Below are 25,114 nucleotides of genomic sequence, written 5' to 3' on the forward strand. Positions count from 1 at the left end.
GCCGGTTGTTGAGGCATCAGCCGAGCGTCAGGGGATAAGGTTAGCGGGCGCCTCCGGAGAGCCGTTCGAGTGTCTTGATCAGCGCGGAATGGTCACGCTCGCCGTCTCCCGAGGCAACCGCGGCATTCATGAGCTGCTGCGTCGCCGCAGTGTTTGGCAGAGCGAGATCCAGCGCACGCGCAGCGTCCACCGCCAGCGTCATGTCCTTTCGGTGCAAGCGGATCCGAAAGCCTGGATCGAACGCCTCCTTGACCATGCGCTCGCCGTGCACTTCGAGGATCCGGGAAGAGGCAAATCCGCCCATCAGCGCCTCGCGCACCTTGGCGGGATCTGCGCCTGCTCGTTTCGAAAACAGGAGCGCTTCCGATACGGCCTCGATTGTCAGCCCGACAATGATCTGGTTGGCGACCTTTGCGGTTTGACCGTCACCGACACCGCCGACAAGGGTGATGTTCTTGCCCATCTTGTCGAGAAGTGGTCTTGCCCGTCCGAAGGCCTGTTCCTTGCCGCCGACCATGATCGTCAACGAGGCCGCCCGGGCGCCAACTTCGCCTCCCGATACCGGCGCGTCCAGATAGTCACAGTCGAGCGCTTCAACGCGCGCGGCAAAATCCTTCGTGGCGACCGGCGAAATGGAACTCATGTCGATGACCAGCTTGCCCGCCGAAAGACCCGAGGCGACGCCATTCTCGCCAAAAAGGACGGCTTCGACATCCGGGGTATCCGGCAGCATCAGAATGACGATGTCTGAGGTCTCGGCCACTGCCTTGGCGCTGTCGATCGCTTTGCCGCCCTTCTTGACGAGATACTCCGAGGCCTCCTTTACACGGCTGAGGTTGAGCTGATGGCCCGCGTCGATCAGGTGTTCTGCCATCGGACGTCCCATGACGCCCAGTCCGATAAAACCAATGTTCATGTCACGCTCACCTCCGATAGGGGTTCATCCAGCCGAGGCCTTCGCTGGTGCTGGATTTCGGTTTGTATTCGCAGCCGACCCAGCCGTCGTAGCCAAGCCGGTCAAGCTCGGAGAAGATGAAGGGGTAGTTGATCTCGCCGGTGCCGGGCTCGTTTCGTCCCGGATTGTCTGCGATCTGCACATGGGCAATCCTGTCCTCCAGTCGCGCGAAGGTCTCGATCAGGTCGCCCTGCATGATCTGCATGTGGTAGAAGTCGTACTGGATGTAGAGGTTGTCCGAACCGACCTTGTCGAGGATCTGTTCGGCGTGATCCGTCGTCGACAGGAAGAAGCCCGGGATGTCACGCAGATTGATCGGCTCGATCAGCAACCGGATCCCTGCATCCGCTGATCGAGCCGACGCGTATTTGAGATTTTCGACGAGAACCTCCTCCAGGCTGCCGAGGTCGGCACCTGGTGGGACAAGGCCGGAAATGACGTTCAGCTGTTGGCAGGAAAGCGCCGTCGCATAGTCGATCGCCTGGGCGACACCGGCCCGAAATTCCTCGACGCGATCGGGCAGGCAGGCAATCCCGCGTTCGCCGCCCGCCCAATCGCCGGAAGGGACATTGAAGAGCGCCTGTTTCAGTCCGCTTGATGTCAGCGCCTCGGCCACCTTCTCCTTGGGTTCAGCGTAGGGGCCGAGATATTCGAGTGCACCGAACCCGTCCTTGGCGGCTGCCTCGAACCGATCGAGGAAAGGCAGCTCCTGGTATAGAAATGAAAGATTGGCAGAGAATTTTGGCACGTGTTTTCCTTCCTGTGCATTGGCCGGCCTATGCATTGGCCGGCGCAACGAAACGCTGACGGTGCATGAGACGCTTGTCGCGCGGATCGGGGTTGGGAACGGCTGAGATCAGGCTTCTCGTGTAGGCCTCGCGCGGGGCCGTGCAGATCTGGGCGGCGTCACCCAGTTCGACGATCTTGCCGCGATGCATGACTGCGACCCGGTCGCAGAAATATCGGACCACCGAGATGTCGTGCGAGATGAAAAGGAAACTCAAGCCAAGGCGCTGGCGGATGTCGAGCAGGAGATCGAGGATCTGGCTGCGGATCGATACGTCGAGCGCAGCGGTCGCCTCGTCGGCAATGATGATCTTCGGATCAAGAGCCAGCGCCCGGGCAATGCAGATCCTCTGGCGCTGCCCGCCCGAAAACGCATGCGGATAGCGCTCCATCGCCAGTGGATCGAGGCCGACGAGGCGCATCAGTTCGGCAACGCGCTCCTCCAGGGCCTTGCCCTTTGCAAGGCCATTGACGACGAGCGGGTCGCCGATCACCTCTTTTACGGTCATGCGCGGATTGAGCGAGGCGAACGGGTCCTGAAAGACCAGCCGCACCTCGCGATGGAAGGCACGGAGATCCCTTTTCCCGAGCGTTGTGACATCGGTTTCCTGGCCGTCCTTTCCCCGGAAGATCACGGAGCCGGTCGTCGGCTCCACTGTCCTCAGGATCAGCCGTCCGAGTGTTGTCTTGCCGGAGCCACTTTCACCAACAATGCCGAGGTTTTCCCCGGGATAGAGGTCAAAGCTCGCATCGTCGACCGCCTTGAGAGTATTGGTCGTACCGTGCCAGCCGAAGACCTTGCTCAGATTGCGCACGGAAAGGACGGGGGCGGGCGATGCGTTGGCTGCGGCCGTGGCAGGCACGACGCCTTCGACGTGATGTGTGAGCTTTACCGTCGAGGCAAGAAGCTGGCGGGTATAGGAATGCTGCGGATCATGAAAGATCGCATCGACGGTGCCAGCCTCAACGACCCGCCCGAAGCGCATCACGGCCACCTCATCGGCCACCTCCGCCACAACGCCCATGTCGTGTGTGATGAGAAGCATCGCCATTCCGCGTTCGATCTGAAGGCGCTTGATGAGGTCGAGGATCTCTGCCTGGGTGGTCACGTCGAGCGCTGTCGTCGGCTCATCGGCAATCAGGATGTCCGGGTTTGCCGCCAGCGCCATTGCGATCATCGCCCGCTGTCGCATGCCGCCTGAGAATTCGAAGGTGTAGCGATCGCCCATGGTCTCGGGACTTGGAATCTCGACCTGGCGCAAAAGGTCGATCATGCGCGCTCGCGCTGCCTTCCTGTCGAGATCGCTGTGCAGTCTTATCGCCTCCACGATCTGCGAGCCGATGGTGTGGACGGGTGACAGGGAACTCATAGGCTCCTGGAAGATCAGGCCGATGCGCTTGCCGCGAATGGCACGCATTGCCCGGCTGGTCGGTGAAAGTGCGGCGATATCGGTCTCGCCAGATGCTTGCTTGAGGACGATGCGCCCCGCGACAATGCGACCGGGCCGGTCGACGATCTGGAGAAGCGACCGCGCTGTCACGCTCTTGCCCGATCCGCTTTCTCCCACAAGGCACAGTGTCTTGCCACGGCGCAGCTGAAAGCTGACCCTTTCGACGGCATGCAGGATATGGGTGCGAAGGCTGAAGTCGATCGACAGGTTTTCGACACTGAGGACGACGTCGTCGGTTTTGTCGGTCATGGCTTCCTCCTCAATTGTCGTAGGGATCGGCCGCATCACGCAGTCCGTCGCCGAAGAAGTTGAACGAAAGAACGGCGACCACCACCGCCAGCGAGGGCCAGATCAGCAGCCACGGAGCAGTCGCTACCGTGCGGATGTTCTGTGCATCCTGGAGCAGGACACCCCAACTGACGACCGGTGCCTTCAAACCGATACCAAGGAACGACAGGGATGTCTCGGCAACGATCATCGTTGGCACCGCCAGCGTGACGACCGCAAGAATGTGACTCGTCAGCGAGGGAAGGATATGCCGAAAGATCAGCCGCATCTCGCTGGAGCCATCGAGTTTGGCCGCCGTTACGAAATCCTCGCTTCGAAGCGCCAGAAAACGGCCACGCACCTCGCGGGCAAGTGACGTCCAACCGAGCAGGGAGACGATGACGGTGATGACGAAATAGACGCTGACAGGTGACCATGTCAGAGGGATGGCAGCGGCCAGCCCCAGCCACAGCGGGATCGTCGGCATTGCGCTGATGACTTCGATGACCCGCTGGATCGCCGTGTCCACCCATCCGCCGTAAAAGCCGGATATCGAACCGATAACAACCCCGAGGACGAGGGACATTGCCACGCCGACAAGACCGATCGACATCGAGATGCGCGTGCCATAGACGAGCCTGGAGAAGACATCGCGGCCGAGACGGTCCGCTCCCAGCAGATACATCGGGTCGTTCGGATTGATCGGTCCGATGAAATGCGTGGTGGACGGAATGAGGTTCCAGAGCCTGTAGGCCGGACCTTGCACGAAGAACCCGATCGGGACAACCTTGGTGTCATCGGTCACAAAGGTACGACGCAGTGCCACCTTGTCGATTTCGATCTTGTAGCCCTTCACGTGGAGATTGAAATCGGAACTGCCGTCGGGATTGGTGACGAAGAACCGGATCGCCTGCGGTGGAGCATAGGTGTACTGGGGCTTTGCGGTCGCCGGCAACGCCGGCGCCAGGAACTCTGCGAAGACGGCGACCAGATAAAGCAGCGCAATGATCGCGCCCGCGACCATGGCAACCTTCTGACGGACCAGTTTGCCGAAGACCAGCCGCCACGGGCCGACCGTCGCGGTCGACACGGCACGCCCCTGTTTGAGCGGGCTGATCGAGGGACCCTCCAGAGCGGCCTGCGGGTGAACCTCGTTCACGGAAATATTCTTGTTCGCGGTCATGGCAGCCTCCTCAGTTGAACCGGATGCGTGGATCGAGGAGAGCAAGCAGCAAATCGGAGAGCAGGACGCCCACCAATGTCAGCGCCGACAAAAGCAATATGAAGCTACCTGCGAGGTACATGTCCTGCGAGACGAGGGCGCGGAACAGGAGCGGGCCTGCCGTCGGCAAGTTGAGCACGATGGCAATGATCGTGACGCCGGAGACAAGATGCGGCAGGACCCATCCGATCGCCGAGACGAACGGGTTCAACGCGATGCGGACGGGATATTTCAAAATGACCTTGTATTCGGGAAGACCCTTGGCGCGCGCCGTCACGACGTAGGGTTTGTGCAACTCGTCGGTCAGGTTTGCGCGCAGGATACGGATCAGGGCGGCGGTACCGGAGGCGCCGATGATGATGATGGGAATCCACAGGTGATTGAGGAAGTCGATGGCCTTTGCAAATGACCATGGCGCCTCGGCAAATTCAGGGGAATTCAGTCCTCCGACGCTCTGGCCGAGGAAACGGTAAGCGACATACATCAATGCCAAGGCAAGGATGAAGTTGGGGATCGCCAGGCCGATGAAGCCGAGAAAGGTGAAGACGTGGTCGCCGACGGAGTGACGACGGACCGCCGAATATATCCCGATTGGCAGGGCAACGATCCACACGAAGATGAGGCTGAGCAGCGAAATCACCAGCGTGGAGCCCATCCGCGCCCAGATCAGTCCTGAAACGGGCTGGTTCCATTCGAAGGACCATCCGAAGTCACCGCGGCTCACGATCCCCCACATCCACTTGAGGTATTGGATGTAGAACGGGTCATCAAAGCCGTAGATTTCCTTCAACCTGGCGATCTGGCCCGGATCGACGGCCTGGCCGCTTTCGCTCATGGTGGCGATCATCGAGGTCAGGTAGTCGCCCGGCGGCAGCTGGATGATCATGAAGGAGATCAGGGACATGCCGATCAAGGTCGGGATCATGTAAAGGATGCGCTTCAAAATGTAGGCAAGCATGAGATTGTCTCTCCTCCCTCGAGACAGGCGTCTGCAGGCGCCTGTTGCCAGGTCTTCTCTTCGCTCCGGCTTCCTCCAAGCCGGGGCGAAGAATCGTACTGCCATTATTTCCAGGTGACGTGCAGCACTTCTAGCCGGTCGATCGCCGCAACATCGATTTCTGCGCGACCTTCCTTGATGTTGAAGGGTGCAGCGCGATCCGCCAGGACGAGCCACGCCTTCGCAACAGACTTTCCATCCGGGATCTCCAACGAAACCGTCTGCGCGGGGAGCGGGTAGTTCTCACGAACCGGCCCCTTCATCATCATCGGATTTGTCAGGTTGAGCATGGACAGCGCCACGCCGTCAGCGTTCTCTCTCAGTGCAAGATCAAGGATCCCTGGACCTTTCACGGTGACGCGCGGGGCCTTGCCGAGCGCCCAGCGGACGGCATTTGCGATCAGCCGTCCGTGGTCGGCAGCCATGACCTCCCAGAAGATCTCGCCAATGTTCCATGGGACGAAAACCGCGCGGCCGCCCGTGCCGGTCTCGCGTGCGATGACGCCGGCACCCTTTGGCTCGTGCCTCGGATAGACTTCCTCCATCGGAAGATCCGGGAAGTCAGGCACATAGAGGAAGGGCGTAGTGGCATCGCCCTTGACATCGACATCGATGAGGCGCGTTCCCCCCATGATCCGTTCGGCGCCATCATAGCCTTCATTGAGCGGATGACTTGCCGACAGTGCGACATAGGTGTTCTTGACGATGCCGCGAGGTCCGGCAACGAATGTCGCTCCAAACACGTCAGAAAGTCCGAAGTTCTTTCGCAGCTTGCCGTTCTCGTCCCTGAGCGAGGTCTCAAAGGCGCCAACGACGCTGCCACCGCGACCGACATATTGCCGGATAGCCTCGATCTGCGCGTCGGACAGGCATGCCGCGTTGGCAAGCACAATGACCTTGAAGCGATCAAGGTTCTCTTTTGTCAGGACCTGGTCGGACAGGAGCTCGAAGGGCAGGCGCGCCTCGACGAGCGCGTGGTAGAAGCCGAGATCGTGTTTCTCGCCGTTGTTTCGCTCTTCGGGAGCCCAGTGGCGAAGCGTCGTCGACGGATCGATCACCGCGATCTCGGCGGTCGGCGTCGTCGCCTCGAAAACCGGTTCGACGGCAGCCTGAAGGTGGAAGGAGTCTGCGATCGGCTCCACCCAGCGCTTGTCCGGCACGACGCCGTTGAACTTGGTGAACCAGGCATAGAGCCCATGCGCCGTGCCGTCGTTCACCCAGAGCTGCATTTCCTCCGGGGCTGTCACGGCATCCTTCCAGCGATATTCCTCCTCCGGTCCGATCGAGGTAATGAGCACGACGGGGCGGTCGGGGAAGGTGGCGCGGATCCGCTTGCCATTGCGGCCGGCCGACCAGCCAAGTTCGACGCCGCGGCGCCCCTGATGGTCGACGACGAGGAACGGGCAATGCTTCTTGATGACCTCGAGATCGAATTCCATCAGTGACGATCCCGCCATGTTCGGAATGAAGCTCGCATGGGGCTTGATCGCCTTCACGGCATCATCCCACTGGGCGATGATATCCGTCAGAACGCGTCTGCGCCATTGCAGCCATGCCTGCCAGGCCGGATCCTGGGCGTCTGCCTTGACGGGCAGGGCGTGGCCGAACATGTTCTTGAAGCTGCGGGCGCTGTCCTGGCTGTAATCGACCCCATGCCCCTGCCAGCGATTGGCGAAGATCGCGTCGATATCATATTTGCGGACAATCTCCTTGACGACCTCGGGCATGAAGACGGTGTTGTATTCGCCGTAGGCGTTGGTGACCCAGATGCCGGGATAGGCCCAGTGCTCGCGGGGCGTCCCATCGGCGTTGACCATCACCCATTCCGGATGCGCCTTGGCCGCGTCAGCGTGGATTGCGTGCGGGTCGACGCGGGCCATGACATGCATGTCGAGCTTGCGTGCGGCATCGACAAGGGCACCGAAAATGTCGCTGTCTCCGAGGTGCTGCGAGACATAATGGTAGGGGATTTCGCTCGGATAAAAGGCGATGTAGCCGCCAGCGCTAAGGCAGACTGCATTGGACTTGGTACGCTTGAACACGTCTATCCAGAACGCCGGGTCGTAGCGGACGGGGTCGTCTTCAACGAAGGTCAACTGCGTCCAGCGTGTCGCGGTCTTGTACCACTCCGGCGTTCTCAGAGTGTCTATGTTCTGTCGTCTTGCTTCAAGCATATCCGAGATCCGAATTGTTGACAAAGAGGTAGCGCTCGGCGCCTGCCTTGCAGGCGCCTCGGCAGATCTGATTGGTGTGGCCTGTCAGGCCTTGTAGAACTGTTCCGGCATGGTCGGAGCCGGGGTCGGCCAGCCGAACGAGCTCGGCATGGTCTTCGTGGTGTTCTTCATCACGTTCTTGACGATCCCGTAGCTGTCCGGAGGCTGCGAAACCCCGAAGACGTAGAAGTTCTCGGCCGCACCTTGAAGCAATTGCTTCATGATCTCCTGCTGCCCCGCCTTGTCGGGCTTCGCCTTGAGCTGGTTGTAGAGCTCCAGCTGCTTCTTGGTCTCTGCGGGCGGCTCTTCTGCATTGGCATTCGTCGGGTCGACATACCAGAGGGCCCAGGCCGGCGCATAAAACGCGTTGCTGTCGGTCGGTGCATAATAGCGCGGGTCGAGCATGGCCGCGACGCCGCCGTTTGCACCGAACTGGTGGGCTGTTGCGTCGAAGCTGCGTCCCTGCCTGACCCGTGTCTCCCACAGGGACCTGTCCATCGTGCGCATTTGCGCGTCGATACCGACGGCCTGGAACATGGGAATAACAAGCTGGAACAGATCGAGGAAGATCGCGCGCGCCTGGTCGATTTCGAAGATGATCGTAAGGCGGCGGCCCTTGTCGTCCAGTCGGAAATTCTGATCATCCCGTTTCGGAATGATCTCGTCGAGCATGGCGTTTGCCTTTTCGACATCATAGGCGGTGAACTGCGTGGCAAGCTGCTCGTTGTAGAGAGGGTCGCCCTGCTTGATGGATGGCTGCGCCGGCGCTCCTTGCCCGACGAGTACTGCGTCGATCAATGTCTGGCGATCGAGTGCAGTCGACATTGCCGCACGGAAAGTCTTGTTGCGAAAGAGCGCCCGCTTTGTCTCGTCCTCGTGATTGAGATTGAAGATGAACGTCATCACGTTCGCCTCTGTCGAGGTCAGCGTATAGAAGTCGTATCCGCCCTGCTGGCGTGCATCATATAGGACCGCCTTGTTGTTAGGCGTGGCGATGTAGAGGTCCATCATGTCGATTTCGCCCTGCATCGTCTTCAGCAACAAGACCTGCGGATCGGCGACCATCTGGTAGACGATGCGGTCCATGTACGGGAGCTGGTTCCCTTCCGTGTCGACCTTGAAGTAGTAGGGATTGCGCTCGGCGACCGCCCTTTCGGTGTTTTCTCCAGGCGCAACCGTGAACTTCCAGGCGAACAGACAGGGTTTTGCCGACGAGTTCAGGAAGAAGGAATTGTCGTCCTGGAAACCCGCCATCGACTGGAACGCAGCTATCCAGCTCTGGAAACCGCGCTGCTTGGCCACCTCATCGGCCTTCGGATTGAAGTCGATGTGAAACTGCTCCAGATAGTGCTTGGGACAGCGTGTCGTGTGGTCATTGTTCGCCCAGGCCATCTGAAGGGGGAACAGGCCATTTGGCCTCGGGAACGTCACCTTGAATGTCTGTTCGTCGACAATGTCGAGTTTGGCCGGCTTGCCGTCGGTTTTCCAGTGGCCTTGCCCGGTAATGGCAACGCGCTTGTCGGTCAGAACCGTGTCGTACCAGAATTTGACGTCGGCCGTCGTATAGGGCTGGCCGTCCGACCACTTCATGCCCTTGCGAAGGCGGATGGTATAGACTGTGGCATCCTCGTTGCCGTCGAATGCCTCGGCAACGTTGAGAGTAATACCGGACCAATCAGGAGTGTATCGCACCAGCGGCTCATATGCCTGGTAGCGGAAAAGGTGTGACAGCGAGCCGCCGCCGACGAGGGCGAGCTTCCAGTCGCCGCCATACTTGCCGACGCTCTCAACCGGCTTGATGACGAGCGGGTTCTCAGGCAGCCGGTCCTTGACCGGTGGCAGCGTGCCCTTGGCTGACTGTTCCTTGAGGCTGACAGCCTCATTGTAGCCGCCAGCGAAGCTTGGCAGGGCTGGAAGAATGAAAACGGCCGAAGTCCCGGCCAGAAACGCGCGGCGTTTCAGCTTAAGCATGGGTTTCTCCTCCTAAAAGCGTCCATAGTTTTTGTTATTGTTTGGACGTAAGTGAGGTTTACATAGGAGTTTTGTTAGGTAAAGCGTTATGTTAGATTAATTTCTGCGGGCGCCATATGGGCTGCGGCGAGAAAAGAGGCGGATATGAAGACCAGGACAAAAGTGACAATCCAGGCCATCGCCGACGAGGTCGGACTTTCCAAATATGCCGTTTCGCGATCGCTCGCCGGCAAGTCTGGTGTCAGTGAAGAGACGCGAAAGCGCATTTCCGGGGTCGCGGAAAGACTGGGCTATACAAAGCCCGTCATTCGCACCAAGGCGTCGGACAGCGAGGAGATCGCTGTCGTCTTCCATGACATCGACCCCGTCAACAGCGAGCTCAACTTTCAGATCCAGACGGGGGTACAGGAGGAGGCTGAGCGGCTTGGCGTTGGCATCCGAATTCGCTGGACACATAGCGAACTTGCACTGGAGGAATTGAGTGCCAATTTCGCGGGTCTCATCCTTGTCGGCCCTCATACACCGGAAGGCATAGCGCGTGCCGCCGCGGCTGGCGGCGCCACGATTGTACGTCTCGGCTGGACCGATCCCCTCCAGCAGATCGACAGCGTCAGCGGGTCGGACCATGAGGCCGGGCAGGCGGTGGCGCGGTACCTGACGAGCCTTGGCCATAGGTCGATTGCATATGTTTATGGCTTGCCGATCTACCGGGGTCGCCACGAGCGCTACTACGGCATGCGCGAGATCCTGGAACAGAACAGTGATTATCAACTGCATGTCATGCAGTTCGAGGAGCAATCGGGGTTTGCGACGGCGCTCGGTGAACTGCGAGGAAAGGGCGTGCATCCGACGGCTTTCTTCTGCGCCCACGATGGACTTGCCGTGACTGTCGTTTCCGAACTGCTTGGACAGGGCTTTCGTATTCCAGACGACGTTTCCGTCGTAGGCTTCGGGGACTTTTCCGCGGCAATGCAGATTTCGCCAGGACTGACAACGGTCAGGCAAGAGGGAAGAGAGACAGGTGCTGCGGCACTGCAGCTGCTCCTGGAACGCATCAGACGGCCACGCTTGCCGGAACAGCCGCCACGCAGCATCCGTGTGGTGTCCCGAATTGTAGAGCGACGCTCTGCCGGACCCGTGAAAAATTGAGGCTGGTTCAAGAAACTGCCGCGCTAGCCAGCTGGCATAGCAGGCGACGACCGCGATGCGACCTGAAGAAACCATCGCCTTTCGGGTGCCCAGACGCGCCGTCCGCATGAGGCAGATGCAGGCCGTGATATTCCAGGACGTCACGAAGCAGAAACGCTCGCGGGCAGGGTGGAGGAAAGCGAGGCGCGGTTGCGCGCGTTTGTCACGACCGCCGCGTCAGCCGTTATGATGTCCATGGCAAAAATTTTAACTTCGAGATGATCCGTAAGGCAGTCCTTACATGCGCTTCCTGACTCGAGGGCCGGAAAATGTTCAAACTAGCCGGCGCAAAGTACCCACAAGGGCTTTTTCGAAACCATCTGGAGCAGGCAGGGCCAGTTTTCGGCAGTGATGGCCTGCATCCTATAATTTGAACGGATTTTGGAATGGAAATTGGAAGAGTTTTGATGCGCTCGGCAAGCAGCCTTGGCTGCTATCCCGAGCGCATAGGCGGATGAGGCCATCGCTGCTGGCGAGCTGGAGCCGGTCGAATACGTCCGCTTCCAACGCCGGCCCGAACGCCAGTGCCACACCGGCAACGGCACCTTGGCGACAATGACAATAACGACGCCTTGAAGGCCGGCCTGGCGGTGGTGCTAAGGCGTCGCTTCAACACCTCGACCCGGACAGGGAGACGACGTCACGACGGGCTTCTTCCGCCTCCAGCGCATTCTAATCGAGAACAGCGTCCTCGTTTCCAATTCTGCTTGGCAGCGCGACGCAACATAGCCTCTGGTTACTCGACCGCCGACCAGTTGCTAGGGGCGGCGTCAGGTTCCCCGGCCTGCCGCACCTCGGGTGTGACTTCGCCCCCCTCAGCCCTGTCGCGACGGTTGGTGCTGCCGGCAGCATGAGCGGTTTGACTTGTCTCGCGCCCGCCGGCGGGAGCGAACGCTTCAACAATACCTTCACCGACGGTCTGACGAATGACCTATTTCTTGCGCGACCTTGTCGTCGACGCGGTTGGTTTTCTTGACGTCGTCGGGGGAGCACTTCTCGGACGAGTTGATTGGATGTCGGAGATGGTCTTGCGAGCGGCGTCGATGGCTGTATCGAAGGCCTTCACCGTGGCTTCCCGACGCGTCTCCAGACTTCTGATCCGGATTTCCAAATCGCGGATCGTGCGATCCTGTTCGAGGCCAGCTTCGTCAGGCGTGGTGCCGGCGCCGCGTCGCGTGATTTCCATCGCCATCTCGACAGACCGGTCGACCCAGGTCGATTGCTGTTTGAGCAGTTCCTCGATGTCCATGGCCTTCTCCTCAAAGGTCTATGTTGGTTGCAAGCATTGCGGCCGGGATCGGCGCAGGGCTAATGGGAGCCCGAACGAAATAATTGGCAACAAAGATCGGCCGCGTCATCTGCTGAAAGTCGACGCAGGCGGGCTGCCCAGGGAAGGCCCGAAAGGCATTGGCCGAGACAAGCGCGAGACGTCCCTTCAAAAGCAGCGTAACGGCTGCCTCAGCCTCGCGAGGCACGCGATGCATGCAGTCGTTATCTGAAAAGCTTATGCGCTCGAACCGCAGGAGCGGATCGTTGCGGTCACGCTCCAGGAACTGTACGAGGGCGGAAAAGCCAATGCCTTCGAAGCGGTTGCCCTGCACAAGGGCGGGATAGCCAGTGGTGCCATCGGTCTGCAGGATGCCCGGCAGGCTCATCCCTTGCATCAGAAGGGCTCGGTCTTCGACGTTGAGGCCACGTTTCTCGAGAATGCCGTCCCAGCCGCCGCTGTAGTTGACGATATTATCCCTGATCGCCGCCTCGAGGCAAAGGATGGCAGCAATGCCGATGGCAACGCCCGGAGAGGGGTTGAGATCCACATCGATGCCCGTGTCAATCACCTCGTTTCGCTCGACACTCGCCTGTCCTGATACCCCGAGCAGAAAGACGCCGATCTTGGGAAGCTCATCGGTTCTGGTTCCCGTTCTGGCAATACTGTTGCCGTGAACAACCATGCGCCCACGGCTGTCGAAGCAGAAGATGCCGAAGCGTTCCTGAGCATCAATATCATTCGAAGACAGGGACGCATTGATCTCGCGAACCATCCCGATCCCGACAATGCCGCCCGCGACGGTGTTGCGCTCGATAGTGTTGTTCTCGCCTGAGACTGCAACAATACCGAAACTCGTGCCTTCGATCCTGTTGCCGTCAAACCGGTTGCCATGGGCATTGAAGATCAGCAGGCCGGCTGCCAGCGCTGCGCGTTCCCGGGCACGATAGCTGATTACATTGCCCGACAGCGCACTGGATTGCGTCGCCTCCGCAAAAAGCCCGACCTCTGCATCCCTGATCTGATTGCCCGCGACCAGTCCGTCGATCGTGATGACATTTCCCTGTTGGCCGTTCCAGCCGAAATGCATACCGATGCTCGGCGGGCCGTTGCCTCGGGGCGACGCGATGCTGACCTCGTTATCCTCGACCCTCAGACCGAGGCCGCCGAGAGCGATTGCGGTAACCGGCGCAAATTCTGGCGATCGCTCCATGGTCACCGAGTTGCAGGAAACAGTAGTACTCTCGGCTATCACGCCGATACCCATGTTGCGTGTCGAAAGGACCGGTCGGGACGCGACGCATTCGATCCTGTTGCCGGTAACGGTAAGCCCCTCGAGCGGAACGTCCATCTGCCTCTCCAGGCAGACGATTCCGTTTGCGGTTCCACCGATGACACAGTCTTCGATCCGACTGAAGTCTCCGCCATCCTGCAGGAGTATTCCCGCAGTAGCGGGTAACCCTCCATCCTCGGCACCATCGCGCCTGATGCCCGCAAGGAAGCAATCGGCAATCGTCAGCAGGCGCGTGCGGCTGCCTGTGATCTGCACATTCACATCCGTACCCGAGATCGTGCAGCGCCTGATATCAACCCGTTGGGCACTGGCAATCGCAATGCCGATGCCACCGTCTTCCCCGCCACCCCCTGAAATGAGGCAATCGTCGACAATGCAGTCCTCGACGCGCACCAAGCTTATCATGGCCGGACCGCCGCGCCGTCGTCTGAACTGCAGCTCGTGGATCCGGTGGCGACGGCCGGAAACCGTCAGGAGTGGCCCTTCGCCGGTCTCGACGATTGCTCCTGTGCTTTCGCCATGGAGACTGACATCATTGCGGCTGATGAAGAGTGGTGCACGAAGCCTGTGGATGCCGGTCTTGAGGCAGACACATCCCCCCGAAGCGGGCAGCTGGTCGATCGCAAGCTGGATGTCGTCGCCGGGGTTCAGGACGAACGTGCAGCATCCCTGGCTGGTTTCGGGTTGCGGCCGGCAATCGCTGACATCGGGTCCGTTCACCGCGGCAAGCTGTACGTAGGAATGGATGATGCCGCGCGGCGGTGCCGCGGTAAATTCCTCCACCGAAGCATCTGCGGTGCGCGCTGAAAAGAGCCAGTAGTCTCCGACATGGAAACCTTCACTACCCACCGTCGAAAAGCTGACCTCGATGCCCTCCTCGATGGCGACCGGTCCTGTGGCCGTCGGGATCGTGCCGTCTGCGCCGACGAGGGGATCGGATGAGGACTGATCCCATTTTCGGACGCGGGTGTGGCGTGCTAGCAGGTCCGCGGGCGCGGTTGCGAATGGCCGTCCTGTCGCGCCAATCGTCCGGTCAAGTCTGAAGATGGCGTTCGCCTCGTCTATATCTTCGATCTGCGCCATCTCGCCGGCTTCACCATGAAGGTCCCGGTGATCATCGGTGACGCATACCCAGTCGCCGATCGCAAAGCGCGTCACACGATCCCGGCCGATCCGGTGAACGGTAAGCGAAGACCTACCAGACGCGGTCGCTATCTCGGCGACGGTCGTGACCAGGGAAGCATTGTCCCTGGACCAGGTGAATGATGCAGTGCCAAGTGGGCCGGCGGTCTGGATCTCGATCCGGTAAAGCCGGTTCTCGAGGCCGCGATAGCCGGTCAGTGGCGGAACAATGCATGGGTCCTCCGGCGCAGGAGGCGCAACAGCCGCCACGGACATGCGTCCACCTGAAGGCGGAGTTCCGGTAAACGCGCCACATGCAGCAGGTGTCTGTGCGGCGGCCGGTTCAGTCTTCACCTGCCATACCTGCTGGACGCGCGTTGCCGTGTCCACGCCGCCAAGCGCCTTGTCGAGGAGGTCGTTGTCCTCGATATAGGTGACTTCCCGCTCCCAGAGATCCAGGTAGACATTGTAGTTGACGCCGCCAATCGCCGGTGGGTCAGGAAGGAATGGCTGCGCCTGGTAGCTGACGTTCTCGCCTTGCAAGATCTCGGCGAGGTGACCATCCACGTAAAGGCGCCCCTTGCCAAGTTTGAAATCGTCGGCAACCGGTGCCGTCACCTTGAATGCATCAGGGGTCGTGGCATGTGGCACACCGACAGGACCGAAGGTGTCGAGTGCCTGAACCCTCAACCTTTCCCGGGCAATGTCGGCCGCCTCGTTCCAGTCGGCATCGAGCTGCACGCGACCCTGCTGGATGAGCACACTTGAAAAGCGCTTTCTGACATCGTGCGTAAACCGTGAATAGTCGCCGGACATTAGTCACTCTCCTCAGGTCACGTAGATGAAGCCGTAGTCGAGGCCGAAGGGCAGGTATTCTTCGAGACGCGTGCGCAGATTGCGCTCGCGCTGCGGCTGCTTGAGATGGCAGTAGGCACCCATCTCGGATCCGTCTTCGGCACCTGTTGCAATTTCCGGCGGCCCATCGAGCGCCAGCTGCAGGTAAGCGGGTTGGCCGTAGGGTTCGGCGGTGTATTCGGGCTTCAGCCGCAATCGCACACGATCTCGGATCTGCTGACGATCAGCCGCAGTGAGCGCGGCCGCTTGCCCGGCAACCTCGATCTCCAGGGCTTCGGCAAGATCGGGTTGGCAGCGATAGCGACGAGGCACCCGCGACAGAGGATGGACATAGGAAAACCGGACACAGCCCTCCTGAACCCGCTCGCAGGTGACCTGGTTCTCGAAGATGGAGGTTGAAGCGTATTCGATACCGCGCAGGTTTGCCGTGCCGCGCACGGTGCTCCGCTCGGCATAAAGCATCGGACCGGTGGCATCGGGTGCTGCATAATCGGGCGCTGGCATAAGCGCTCCGTCGACAATGCTGTCGAGCAGGATCAGATGCCGCGAAAGGCGGGGCATTGCGATCGATCCGCTGATCGAAAAGACGAGCTCGACCGAAAGCCCTACGTTGAGAGGGGTCGCCGGCGATCCCGCCAGCGCCACGATGCTGGGGTCGCCAGACGGCGACGATCCGTCGACGATGCCAAGACCCGGCACCAGCGTAGTGTGGATAAGACGAAGCCGCGAAATTGTGTCTTCAACACGGACCTGCCCCTCGATCAGTAGCCCGCCGAGCGTCAGGACAAAGTCAGGATGATTGCCTGTGACCGTCATTGCTCCATCCAGCTGGAGATGCGGGCGCATTCCGTCTGCCGCTTCAATCGCCAGGAATTCACCTCGCTGCGACACGTCAAGATCAATGGCAATGGCTTCCACATAGCTTCGGTTGTCGCCGATGCGGATCAGCGCACGCGGGCGCGCGTCGTCCCTCCATTGCTGCAGGGCAGCACCGATCGTGGAGAAGGTGCCGGGCAGTCCGCTGGTATCCACCAGATAGGTTGCGGCAAGCTCCGCCCGGACAGGATCCGTCAGCCATGCCTGACGTTGGTATGGTCCGCCCCCAAGGTCCGTCGGGAACCCGTAGTGGTAGCTGATCTCAACCACGGGATCGGTCGCAAACAGGGCGCCGAGGGCAAAGCGGCCACGCGTCACGTCAATGAGGACCGTGGCGTCTGCAGGCTGCCTGAAGGTCGACAGGTCGGCGCAACGGATAGAGGTGGCCGGCACCTCGATGCCATCGACCACCATGAATATGCTCTGATCCGGAGCAGCGGTATGACCTGGTGTCCTGTCGAAAGGGCCGTAGAACTCGGTGTGACTGGGTGGCGAGGGCATTGCTGCACTATCGGCGAGGTCCTTGTGGAAGCGTGCCGGATCGATTGGCTGCGGCACGTCGAGTTCAGTCGCAAGCTCGGTCTCGACGGCTTCGCGTCGCCTTGCTGAAAACAAGGGTGCCTGGTTGCCGAGCGGACTGAAGTGATAGCGAAAGTCGCCGAGGCGTCTCGGCGTGGCCCTGCTCAGCGGATAGGCGCCAAGACGCCAGAGGAAAAAGCCGACATTGCGGACGTTGTGCCAGCCTTCGCTGCGGGATGGGGGGCGCACATCGACGGTGTGGCTCATGCCGTCGAACGCGGTATTCAGGCGTCTGCAGCTTTCGACCTTGCGCACGTCAGGCGTGAGCGCTTCCGGACGAAGCCGGTTGCGGACAGCTTGCGTCCAGACGAGCCTCTCGAAGAATTCGACGGCGTGGGCAGGCCAGCCGGTAATGTCGCGAGCGAGCTCCTCGAGCATCGGCAACGTGCCCTTGCGCCGGCGATAGTAGATCGTCTTGGCGACATCCGCCCTTGTTCGAAGCGCTGGAAGGGGCTCGAGCCGCGGTCCGCGCAAATCCGGAAAAATCTCACGCGCCGCGCTCGAAACAGGCTCGGCTTCGGTCGAGGAAAGCCTGATATTGCCGACAAGCTCGCCGATATAGGGAACGACCCAGGGCTCGCAGGTCTCGATGAAGGCATTGGCATGGAGCTGGCGAATGTCGTCCTCGATGTCGTTTGCAGCCGTTTCGACCACAGCAAGAAGCGCCTTCAGCGCGCCGCCGTTTCGGGCATCCTCATCGCGCAGATAGGCAGGAAGCAGGTTGAAGAGTTTGTCGGTGGCGGCATTCGAGTATGCCATCAGAGCGCCTCCACAGCAGTCAGCGTCACGTCGCGCGGGTCTTCGATGAAGGCCTGTTCTGCCGCAAGCACCGGCGGCACGACGCCATTGTCGAAGCCGCGCCTTGCGAACCGATCGATGAGCAACGGGTTCGTCGGCAGCGGACGGGCGAGAAACAGGCGGATGTGTTTTTGCAGCGGCCCGGAACTGACGGCGCGGATCTTCTGCTCCGCGGGCGTCATTGCCTCGTGTCCCTTGAGATGAAAGAGGTCCACGTCGGCGGCGACGACGCCTTCGGCCTGTTGCAGGGCCGCGTAGACGTGGCTGAGATGAACTGGCATTCCGGGGGTGATCCTGTCATGCCGGAAGGCTGCCATCAGCGCGGCATGGGCATTCTCCATGACGGCGTCGCGCTCGAAACGGGGATCGGAAACAATCCGCGCCGAAACGGTAAGAGGCACCTGGGTCAGACTGGCAAGATAGAGCGGCCAGTTTGGATCGCGGGCATTCGACAGGGCAGAAGCCAGTTGCGCGAGCTGATCGGCGGGCACGCGTATACCTCCTTCGCCGAGCACGCTGACATGAACCGCCTTTCCAAGCCGGAGCCAGACCCATGAGGCGGTTGCGCGAATGACGAGGCGCGTCGACAGTGCCAGCCATTCGAAATCCTGAATGGAAACGACCCTTCCGAACGTCCTGACGCCGTTCGGGGCGTTCCTGCGCGCATCGTCGCGGTCTTCGGGATCGGCGCCGCCAATCGAGGCCATCGGGTTGGCAACGGCGCGAAGGCCGACTGGCCTTTCCAGCGGCAAGGCGAGTTGGCCGGGACGCACGCGACCCGCAAGGCCAAGACCCTTTCGGTACCGCGCAGTAACGGCAAGGACCCCAGTCGGCAGCCTGCGACCCGTACGCCCGTCACCGAAGCCGACGGTTGAGATGCCGTCATCGCCTGTCTTCACCGTATAAACTTCTTCGGAAGGCTTGCGGCCAAAGAGGTCGGGGACCGGCGACCAGAGCACGCCGTTGACCCTGACCTCAAGGTTCGCGCGACCAAAAAGATTGCCCGGCTCCGGCAGATATGTCAGCGGCATGCGCTGCAGCTTGAATTCCGCAAAGCTCCTGGACGCATCTCCGTGGCCAAGCTGTTCCTCGGGCTGGGTTTCGCCGTGGCTGGCATTGGCGATATTGGCCTTGACGGTTACTGCCGTCAGCGGTCGTGGAAGAGAAGGTGTAAACGATACGAGCACATGGTCGGGTGCCTCTCCCGCGATCGCCGAAACCGGCGATGCCGAGGTGACGGTCGCGGCATGTTGCACCTCGCCAGACTCGATCAGGATCCGTCTGCCTTTGCCGAGTTCGACGGTCCCAAGCGTCGCGCGAAGGACGAGCTGGTTGCCGGCGAGCTCTTTCGGATAGTCAAAGCTTCGCGGTTCGATCGCCTGTGCGCCGACCTGGACAATGCGGCTTTTTCGACGGTCAAGCGCAATGTTGACCGGAGCCTCGCGTTTCGACCAGCCAGCCCATCCGCCTGACTGGCGTGCATTCTCGACGATGACGTCATCGTCGTTTCGGGCGACGATCGTAAGCATCCCCAAGGCGGGTGTGACCACCGGGTCCGACGCAAGTTGGGCGTCGATTACCTGCCATTCGGACCATGCGTTTGCGCGCCGGCCAATGACACCGAGCGTGTTGTCGAGACGCCGAACCGCAATGGCGACCTCGTCTCCCGGAAGTGCAGCAATTGCGGGTTGACCGGCGAGATTGCCACCGAGATTGAACCAGTCCGTCCAGGTCGTTCCTGTCCATCGTCGATGCAGAAGTCCTCCATCGTCGGCGCGGGCAACCACATCGATGCGGCCGGGGAGAGTGGAGACGGCAGCCGGCGCCGATGCAAGGCTTCCGGCAAGGCTGGTCCAGGAAGACCATGTCGCCTCCCTTGATCGCGTCCACAAGGCCCGGTCGGCGCCACGCACGAAGACATCGACCCGTCCTCCACCCCAGCTCGTCGCGCAGGGCGCCGACGTCAGGAAGCCGCCAAGTGATGTCCATGCGGATGTTGGCGCCCCAACACCGATGACCCAGAGGCGCTGGTCGGTTCCGCGCCCGAAGACAAGGAGTTCGCCGTTGGCGAGCGAGAGGGCTGCCGGATCACTGGTCAGGATGCCTCCATAGTCGACCAGTGCCTCAAAGCGCACGCCGGCGCGCGTCAGTCCGATCAGCGCCCGTTCGGCGTTCCGGACGAAAAGCCTGCTGGAGGAGGAGCTCGCCACGAGGACGGGGTTGCCGGTGACTGCCACGGCATCGATCGACTGTGTCGCTGCGGCAAAGCCCGCCATCGGCAGGAAGGCGGTGAGCCTGTTTGCGCCGTCGCGACTGACGATCTCGGTCTGTGATCCAGAGGCCGTAACGGCCGGCCGGCCGGCAAATGTCCGCGTAAAGCGGGCATGCGTCACCGTCTGGGCCAGCTGCGAAACATCGAGGCCATCGGTGGTGGAAACGGTAGCGCTCCCCTCACGCGTCGTGTCGACAGCTGCAGTGAGCCGGCGCGGGGTGGCGTCCCCTGTGTCGATGAGGACACGCGTGCCCGACGACAGGCCCTGTATACTGGTTTCGAGCGCATAGAACCCATCGCCCGAGGGCGTCAGTACATCGCTGATGGTATGCGTTGACCAGCGCTTGTCGGGCTCGATCGACGGACTGGTGGAATAGAGCTGTACGGTCGCAGGGGCATTGCATCCGAACAACGCCAGGCGTCGCTCGAACTTGCGCAGCTGGGTGCGCTCAGTGGCAAATCCATTGACCTGGATCGGCGGAGTGAAGCGCAGCGCAAGACCGCCCCATTCGTCTTCGATCGCCTGGACGCGTTTTTCCTCGAACAGTTCGCCGTCTGACATGACGAGAATATCACCGATCCTCAGATCGGTCGGCCGCGCGGCAAGTGCAAATCCTACGCGGCCGACAGCAAATGCAGCAAGCGCCACAGGCGCGGCGAAGGCGCGCGCCGCATTGAGATCACCATGCGCAACCAGTTCCTCGATTGTCTCGTATGTCTGCGGGACCTCGTCCTGTCCCGGGATCGACATCACAGGCAGGCCCTTGCGGATGCGCACACGCGCGCCGTCCTCAAGGTCGAATGCAAGCATTGCGGTGGCGGCAAGCCCTGGAGACAGCTCATGCCCGATCAGCCGCACGAGTTGCTCGACCGAGGCTCTTTCCCGGGCCGTACCAAGGAAATATTCGTTGGCGATCCGTTCGCTGTAGAAGGTCATGACGTCGGCCATCGCCGAGAACATCTCGATCAGCGAAACCGCGTAGTCGTCCGGCTCGCGGGATGTCAGCTGCGACAAAGCAGGGTCCTTCGCAAGGCCCTCGAGCATCTTCAGGCGAAAGCTCGCAAAGGTTCCTATGCGATAGGAGAGTGCACTGAGACCCGGGCGGTTGAAGACGTCGAGCGGCACAAGCGCAGCGTCGCTGCCGCAGCCACAGAAGGGATCGGAACAGGCGTTGCCCATCATCGTGCTCCCGCCGTTTCGAGGACGAGCACGCCGAATTCGGGAGCGCTCAGATTGTTGTCGAGCCGCGCTATCTCAAAGGCGCCGATATCGATGACACCGCGATCGAGCCAGTCGCGCTGCGGCTCCCAGTAGCGTTTGAAGCGCGTCACGTTGGCCGATTCTAGTCCCTCGATCAGTTCGATCGCGGCGTAGATCTTTGACAGATAGACCGGCTTTCCGAAGCGGGCGCCGAGCTGGTCAAAGAAGCCTTCCAGGGTTTTCTTGACGGCAGCCGCAACGTCGCCGGGAAAATATCCACGGGCGACGCATAGTGTCACGGCAATTTCGATCGGAACGTAGACCGCGCTTGTTATGGCAAGGTCATAGCCCGCGAGCTTGAACCGGCGGAGGTGACCGTCAATCCGTCCGGCAAACCGGCTTTCCAGAGCAAAGCCACCACCAGCCGTTGGCAGGAGATTGCGTTCGTCGCGCGGATGAATGGCGACGAAGATGGTGTGCCAGCTGCCCGTCCAGCGGAAGACGGCGCGCGCATCCAGAACCTCGATCTGCCTGAGCGCGGCGTTGCGCCAGTCGTCCTCGGTGACGGCACGAAACTGCTCAGCGCGGAATGCCGCCGGAGCCAGTCGTTTCACCTCGGCCGTCGATCGTGGTGCCGTTCCGCCAGTTGCCGAAACTGGCTGATATACGGCATCGACCACGCCGGTCGCGGCGGCAATATGGAAAAGCGAGCCGCTACCAATGTTGCCGTCACTGCCGTTGCCAATGCGCATGGTCAACCGCGCTCGCTCAGCTCCGCGTGGCATGCGTCCATAGATGTCGTCACCGAAGCGTAGCGTTGGTGCGCCATCATCGCCCACCTCGGCGACGAAGTTGCGGTCGTAGGGGGTGCAGTCGAAAAGATCAGGGACTGCTGACCAGATCTGGTCTTCCTGCCCGGCAAGCGAGAGAACGAGTTCGATGGCAGGCCCATATTTCGTCTGCGTCAGCGGCGTTGCGGGCACGGCCAACGTTGCGAGAGGGTAGCGGCTGCCTGATTCCACAGGCAGGTCCAGTTCACCGCGGGCCGAATCCAGAAAGATCGTGAGACCGTGATCGGCGGCGACGACATTGCCCCGCGCGACCGTCACGGGATCGATTGGAAGAAGATCGGCCCCGACAGCTGATATCTGCACGGCTTCGGGGAGCGCCTCTGCTGTGCTCCATCGGACCCGTAGCAGTGGCAGGGCGGGGTCCGCGACACTGAGGCGTGGTGCAAGCTGATCCGTCAGTGCCTCGTCCGTCGTCTCTGATGCCTCGACGAGCTGCACGACCCATCGGTGCGACGGGTTTCGATCAACGGCCTCTCCGGTCCTGGCGCTTCTGACCTCTTCCAGAAGGAGAAGATCGCCAGGACCCAGCGACGGTCGTGTCGCGTGGCCATCGCCCGACAGGTGGTAGAGATGAACTTCTGTGCAGCCGGCGCCAAGGCAGCAATCGCTGTTGCCTGATGTGTGGATGCGCAGCTCGTTGTGCTCGGGCCGTACCTCAAGCACTGTTTCCGTCTCGAAGATGACGACCTCTGACAAGGCCGGGTCTTTCGCAAAACCGGTATCAATCGGGATCACGGTTCCGGGCAGGTCGGTCGCGCCGGCCAGGGGACGTGCGATCCGTGTGCACACCCTTGTCCCGGCATCGACAGTGCCTGCCGAGACGGCGTTGAAATGCACAGGGGTTCGCGCATTGGCGCCGTCATGCACCGGGTAGTCGATGAGGCGTGTGTGCCGCTTGACCGAGACACGGTGCAAGGCGGTATCAAGATAAGCTTCCGTTGCAGCCGCATCCTGGAAATAGCTCAGATAGTCGCCGGCATAGGCGAAGAGTTCGACGAGCGAAACGCCGAGGTCGGGGGGCAGGCGCTCCGTCCAGTCGCGATTGCGGGCGCTCATAAGGTCGAGAAGCATCCGCCTGAAGCTCTGATAGTCACGCGCAAGATAGTCGAGGGCGGGTTCCTCCAGGGCGCCTTCACCACAGTCGCAATCGCTTCGGCAATCGAAGGGCGAGGGGCAGGATGCCTTGAAGCCGAAGCTCACCTCGCTGAGCTCCATGTCGACTTGCGGATGCTGCACGCGAACGACATAGGTCGAGAAATCGCCCTCGGCGCTCAGCATCAGGATCACCGACTTCTGTGACGCCGCGGGCAGCACGATCGACTCCACATCGATTCCGGTGATGCGTAGGCCACCCGCAATGCTAAAATGGCTTTTGTCGAGAGCCGGTGAAGCGGGCCTCGCCTTTACGAAAGTCACCGTGAGTTGATGCGTGCTCGGCGTGCGCGTGTATTCGACGAAGTCAATGCCATTCAGCGGATGGGCAGCGCTCGCAAGCATTCCGCGGCGCTTGTCTTCACCGCAATCGATCAAACCCTGGCGCAAGCGTGTCATTGCCACCTCCTCAGCCGATCTGCCGCACGAACAGGTCGAGATGGCGCGCGCCGGTGTCGATCCTGGCATAGGTGATTTCGATATCGAGCGTGGACTCGTCTGCACGAACCGCGACGGATTCGATCGTGATGACCGAATCGAGCCAGCGGATCAGCGAGCCGTGAACGAGAGCCTCGACGGCCGCAACCAGGGCATCGGAAGAAGGAGCAAACACGAGCTGCTTCAGCCCGCAGCCAAAATCCGGCCTGTTGACGCGCTCGCCAGGCTCGGTGAAGAGGACAAGCTTGATCATGTCCCTGACATGATCATCGTCGCCGGTCGTTCGCGTCCGCCCCTGTGCGTCGATGCCGAATGGAACGTCGAGATGGCGGGAAATTGCGTTCATTGTGATACCACCTCTATGGCGTCGACACGGATCGTGGCCCCGCCGATGGCGGGAACTAGCCTGAATGCTTCCGGATGGTCAGAAAGATGCAGCGCAACCCCACGGGCAATCGCGACGAACATGCGCCGCCGCGCGCGTACGTCGCGGTCGGTGTTCGACGTTGAAAGGGGCTCAAGGCCATCGAGCACCAGGAGCTTGTTCAGCTCCTTCTCCATCGCTTCGGCCATCGAATTGACGAAGCTCATGGCATCGTCTGGATCGGATGAGAAATTGCCTGGTTTGATCGCCATCGTAAGCCCCTAATCCAGTGTGACCTTGGTCGAGAGAAGAGACGGTGGTGGCGGCATCATCTGAACCACAGAGGGCGCCGGCGTCACCGGGAGGATCCCTGCCGCCATCTGCCCCACATGCAGGTGTGTGTTGAAGATCGTCACCAGCGTGTTGAGATAGGTCATCAGCTGGTCGCCATGGACCGCCGGATGAAATGCGACCGCGCTTCCCTCGAAGATCTTGCTGCTTTCGAAGACAACCTTGGCGAGCCCGCGCAGGGTCACAGTCGACTGCCTGACGTCGAGCACGATCTGGTTGGCGCCGGCCGGATCGGAGAGCGTGATCGTCTGTTGCTTGTCGTCAAGCGCGATCGTCAGCCCAAGGTCGCTGCGCCAGACCTTGGTCATGGGATCGGGTGGAGAGGCTGGCGGCGCCATCGGGGCCTCGGCCAGGCCCCAATAACAGCCGGCAAAGATCGGTCGCGAAATGTCCCCGCCTTCAAACTCGATCCACACGCCCGCACCGACCGGCGGCAGCGAGAAGAAGCCTGATGTCGTTCCGGCGTAGGGCGCACAGGGTGTCGCCCATCCCGTCTCGAAATCCTCGAGCAGCGAGGGAATGCGCGCCTTGATGCGGCCAAGCCTGCTTGGGTCATTCACATCGGTCGCAATCCCGCGATACTTGCCATAGAAGCGTTCATAGTGCGCCTGGCTATGGTCGGCTGCGGCTAGGAGATCGTTCAC

General features: G+C 61.0%; 16 protein-coding genes. 1 reads left to right on the plus strand and 15 read right to left on the minus strand.

Features of this window, described 5'->3' with window-relative positions; genetic code table 11:
* Positions 1-40: 40 nt before the first annotated feature.
* The 7 genes from FHX16_RS18190 to FHX16_RS18220 all read right to left on the minus strand — a co-directional run bounded on the left by FHX16_RS18190 (position 41) and on the right by FHX16_RS18220 (position 9,862).
* On the minus strand, positions 41-916 hold the full coding sequence (locus tag FHX16_RS18190) for a 2-hydroxy-3-oxopropionate reductase (protein WP_183863961.1): 876 nt from the start codon (positions 914-916) through the stop codon (positions 41-43).
* A gap of 7 nt (positions 917-923) precedes the next feature.
* Positions 924-1,703 carry a 2-oxo-tetronate isomerase gene (gene otnI, locus FHX16_RS18195; protein WP_183863960.1) on the minus strand — a complete coding sequence of 260 codons (780 nt, stop codon included), beginning with the start codon at positions 1,701-1,703 and terminating at the stop codon, positions 924-926.
* A 28-nt stretch (positions 1,704-1,731) separates the two neighbouring features.
* Positions 1,732-3,441: an ABC transporter ATP-binding protein gene (locus FHX16_RS18200; RefSeq protein ID WP_183863959.1), complete on the minus strand. Its 1,710-nt coding sequence runs from the start codon at positions 3,439-3,441 to the stop codon at positions 1,732-1,734.
* 10 nt (positions 3,442-3,451) lie between these two features.
* Positions 3,452-4,642, minus strand: a complete 1,191-nt coding sequence (locus FHX16_RS18205) for an ABC transporter permease (RefSeq protein ID WP_183863958.1) — start codon at positions 4,640-4,642, stop codon at positions 3,452-3,454.
* 10 nt (positions 4,643-4,652) lie between these two features.
* Positions 4,653-5,639 carry an ABC transporter permease gene (locus tag FHX16_RS18210; RefSeq protein ID WP_183756058.1) on the minus strand — a complete coding sequence of 329 codons (987 nt, stop codon included), beginning with the start codon at positions 5,637-5,639 and terminating at the stop codon, positions 4,653-4,655.
* A 104-nt stretch (positions 5,640-5,743) separates the two neighbouring features.
* Entirely contained in the window at positions 5,744-7,852 is a 2,109-nt protein-coding gene (locus tag FHX16_RS18215) for a family 10 glycosylhydrolase (protein WP_183756057.1), read from the minus strand.
* 84 nt (positions 7,853-7,936) lie between these two features.
* Entirely contained in the window at positions 7,937-9,862 is a 1,926-nt protein-coding gene (locus FHX16_RS18220) for an ABC transporter substrate-binding protein (protein WP_183863957.1), read from the minus strand.
* Positions 9,863-10,006: 144 nt separating this feature from the next.
* Between FHX16_RS18220 and FHX16_RS18225 the strand changes: the two genes are divergently transcribed.
* Positions 10,007-11,011, plus strand: coding sequence for a LacI family DNA-binding transcriptional regulator (locus tag FHX16_RS18225; protein ID WP_183756055.1), 1,005 nt, complete (start codon positions 10,007-10,009; stop codon positions 11,009-11,011).
* Between the two features lie 970 nt (positions 11,012-11,981).
* Here the strand turns inward: FHX16_RS18225 and FHX16_RS18230 are convergent.
* From FHX16_RS18230 to FHX16_RS18265, 8 genes are read right to left on the minus strand one after another with little or no spacing between them, the layout of a single operon-like run.
* A complete protein-coding gene (locus FHX16_RS18230; protein WP_183756054.1) occupies positions 11,982-12,299 on the minus strand; it encodes a hypothetical protein in 318 nt (105 codons plus the stop codon).
* A 10-nt stretch (positions 12,300-12,309) separates the two neighbouring features.
* Positions 12,310-15,549 carry a DUF6519 domain-containing protein gene (locus tag FHX16_RS18235; protein WP_183863956.1) on the minus strand — a complete coding sequence of 1,080 codons (3,240 nt, stop codon included), beginning with the start codon at positions 15,547-15,549 and terminating at the stop codon, positions 12,310-12,312.
* Between the two features lie 12 nt (positions 15,550-15,561).
* The gene (locus tag FHX16_RS18240; protein WP_259129612.1) at positions 15,562-17,802 is read right to left on the minus strand and encodes a hypothetical protein; all 2,241 of its coding nucleotides are present in this window, start codon (positions 17,800-17,802) and stop codon (positions 15,562-15,564) included.
* The gene (locus tag FHX16_RS18245) at positions 17,802-21,296 is read right to left on the minus strand and encodes a baseplate J/gp47 family protein (RefSeq protein WP_183863954.1); all 3,495 of its coding nucleotides are present in this window, start codon (positions 21,294-21,296) and stop codon (positions 17,802-17,804) included. The genes FHX16_RS18240 and FHX16_RS18245 overlap by 1 nt, the downstream gene beginning before the upstream one ends.
* On the minus strand, positions 21,293-23,716 hold the full coding sequence (locus tag FHX16_RS18250) for a hypothetical protein (protein ID WP_183863953.1): 2,424 nt from the start codon (positions 23,714-23,716) through the stop codon (positions 21,293-21,295). The genes FHX16_RS18245 and FHX16_RS18250 overlap by 4 nt, the downstream gene beginning before the upstream one ends.
* 10 nt (positions 23,717-23,726) lie before the next feature.
* Positions 23,727-24,101 carry a GPW/gp25 family protein gene (locus FHX16_RS18255; protein WP_183756049.1) on the minus strand — a complete coding sequence of 125 codons (375 nt, stop codon included), beginning with the start codon at positions 24,099-24,101 and terminating at the stop codon, positions 23,727-23,729.
* Entirely contained in the window at positions 24,098-24,391 is a 294-nt protein-coding gene (locus tag FHX16_RS18260) for a hypothetical protein (protein WP_183863952.1), read from the minus strand. The genes FHX16_RS18255 and FHX16_RS18260 overlap by 4 nt, the downstream gene beginning before the upstream one ends.
* A 9-nt stretch (positions 24,392-24,400) precedes the next feature.
* Positions 24,401-25,114: a phage baseplate assembly protein V gene (locus tag FHX16_RS18265; protein ID WP_183863951.1), complete on the minus strand. Its 714-nt coding sequence runs from the start codon at positions 25,112-25,114 to the stop codon at positions 24,401-24,403.

The organism is Rhizobium sp. BK661, assembly GCF_024808825.1.
GTDB lineage: Bacteria > Pseudomonadota > Alphaproteobacteria > Rhizobiales > Rhizobiaceae > Rhizobium.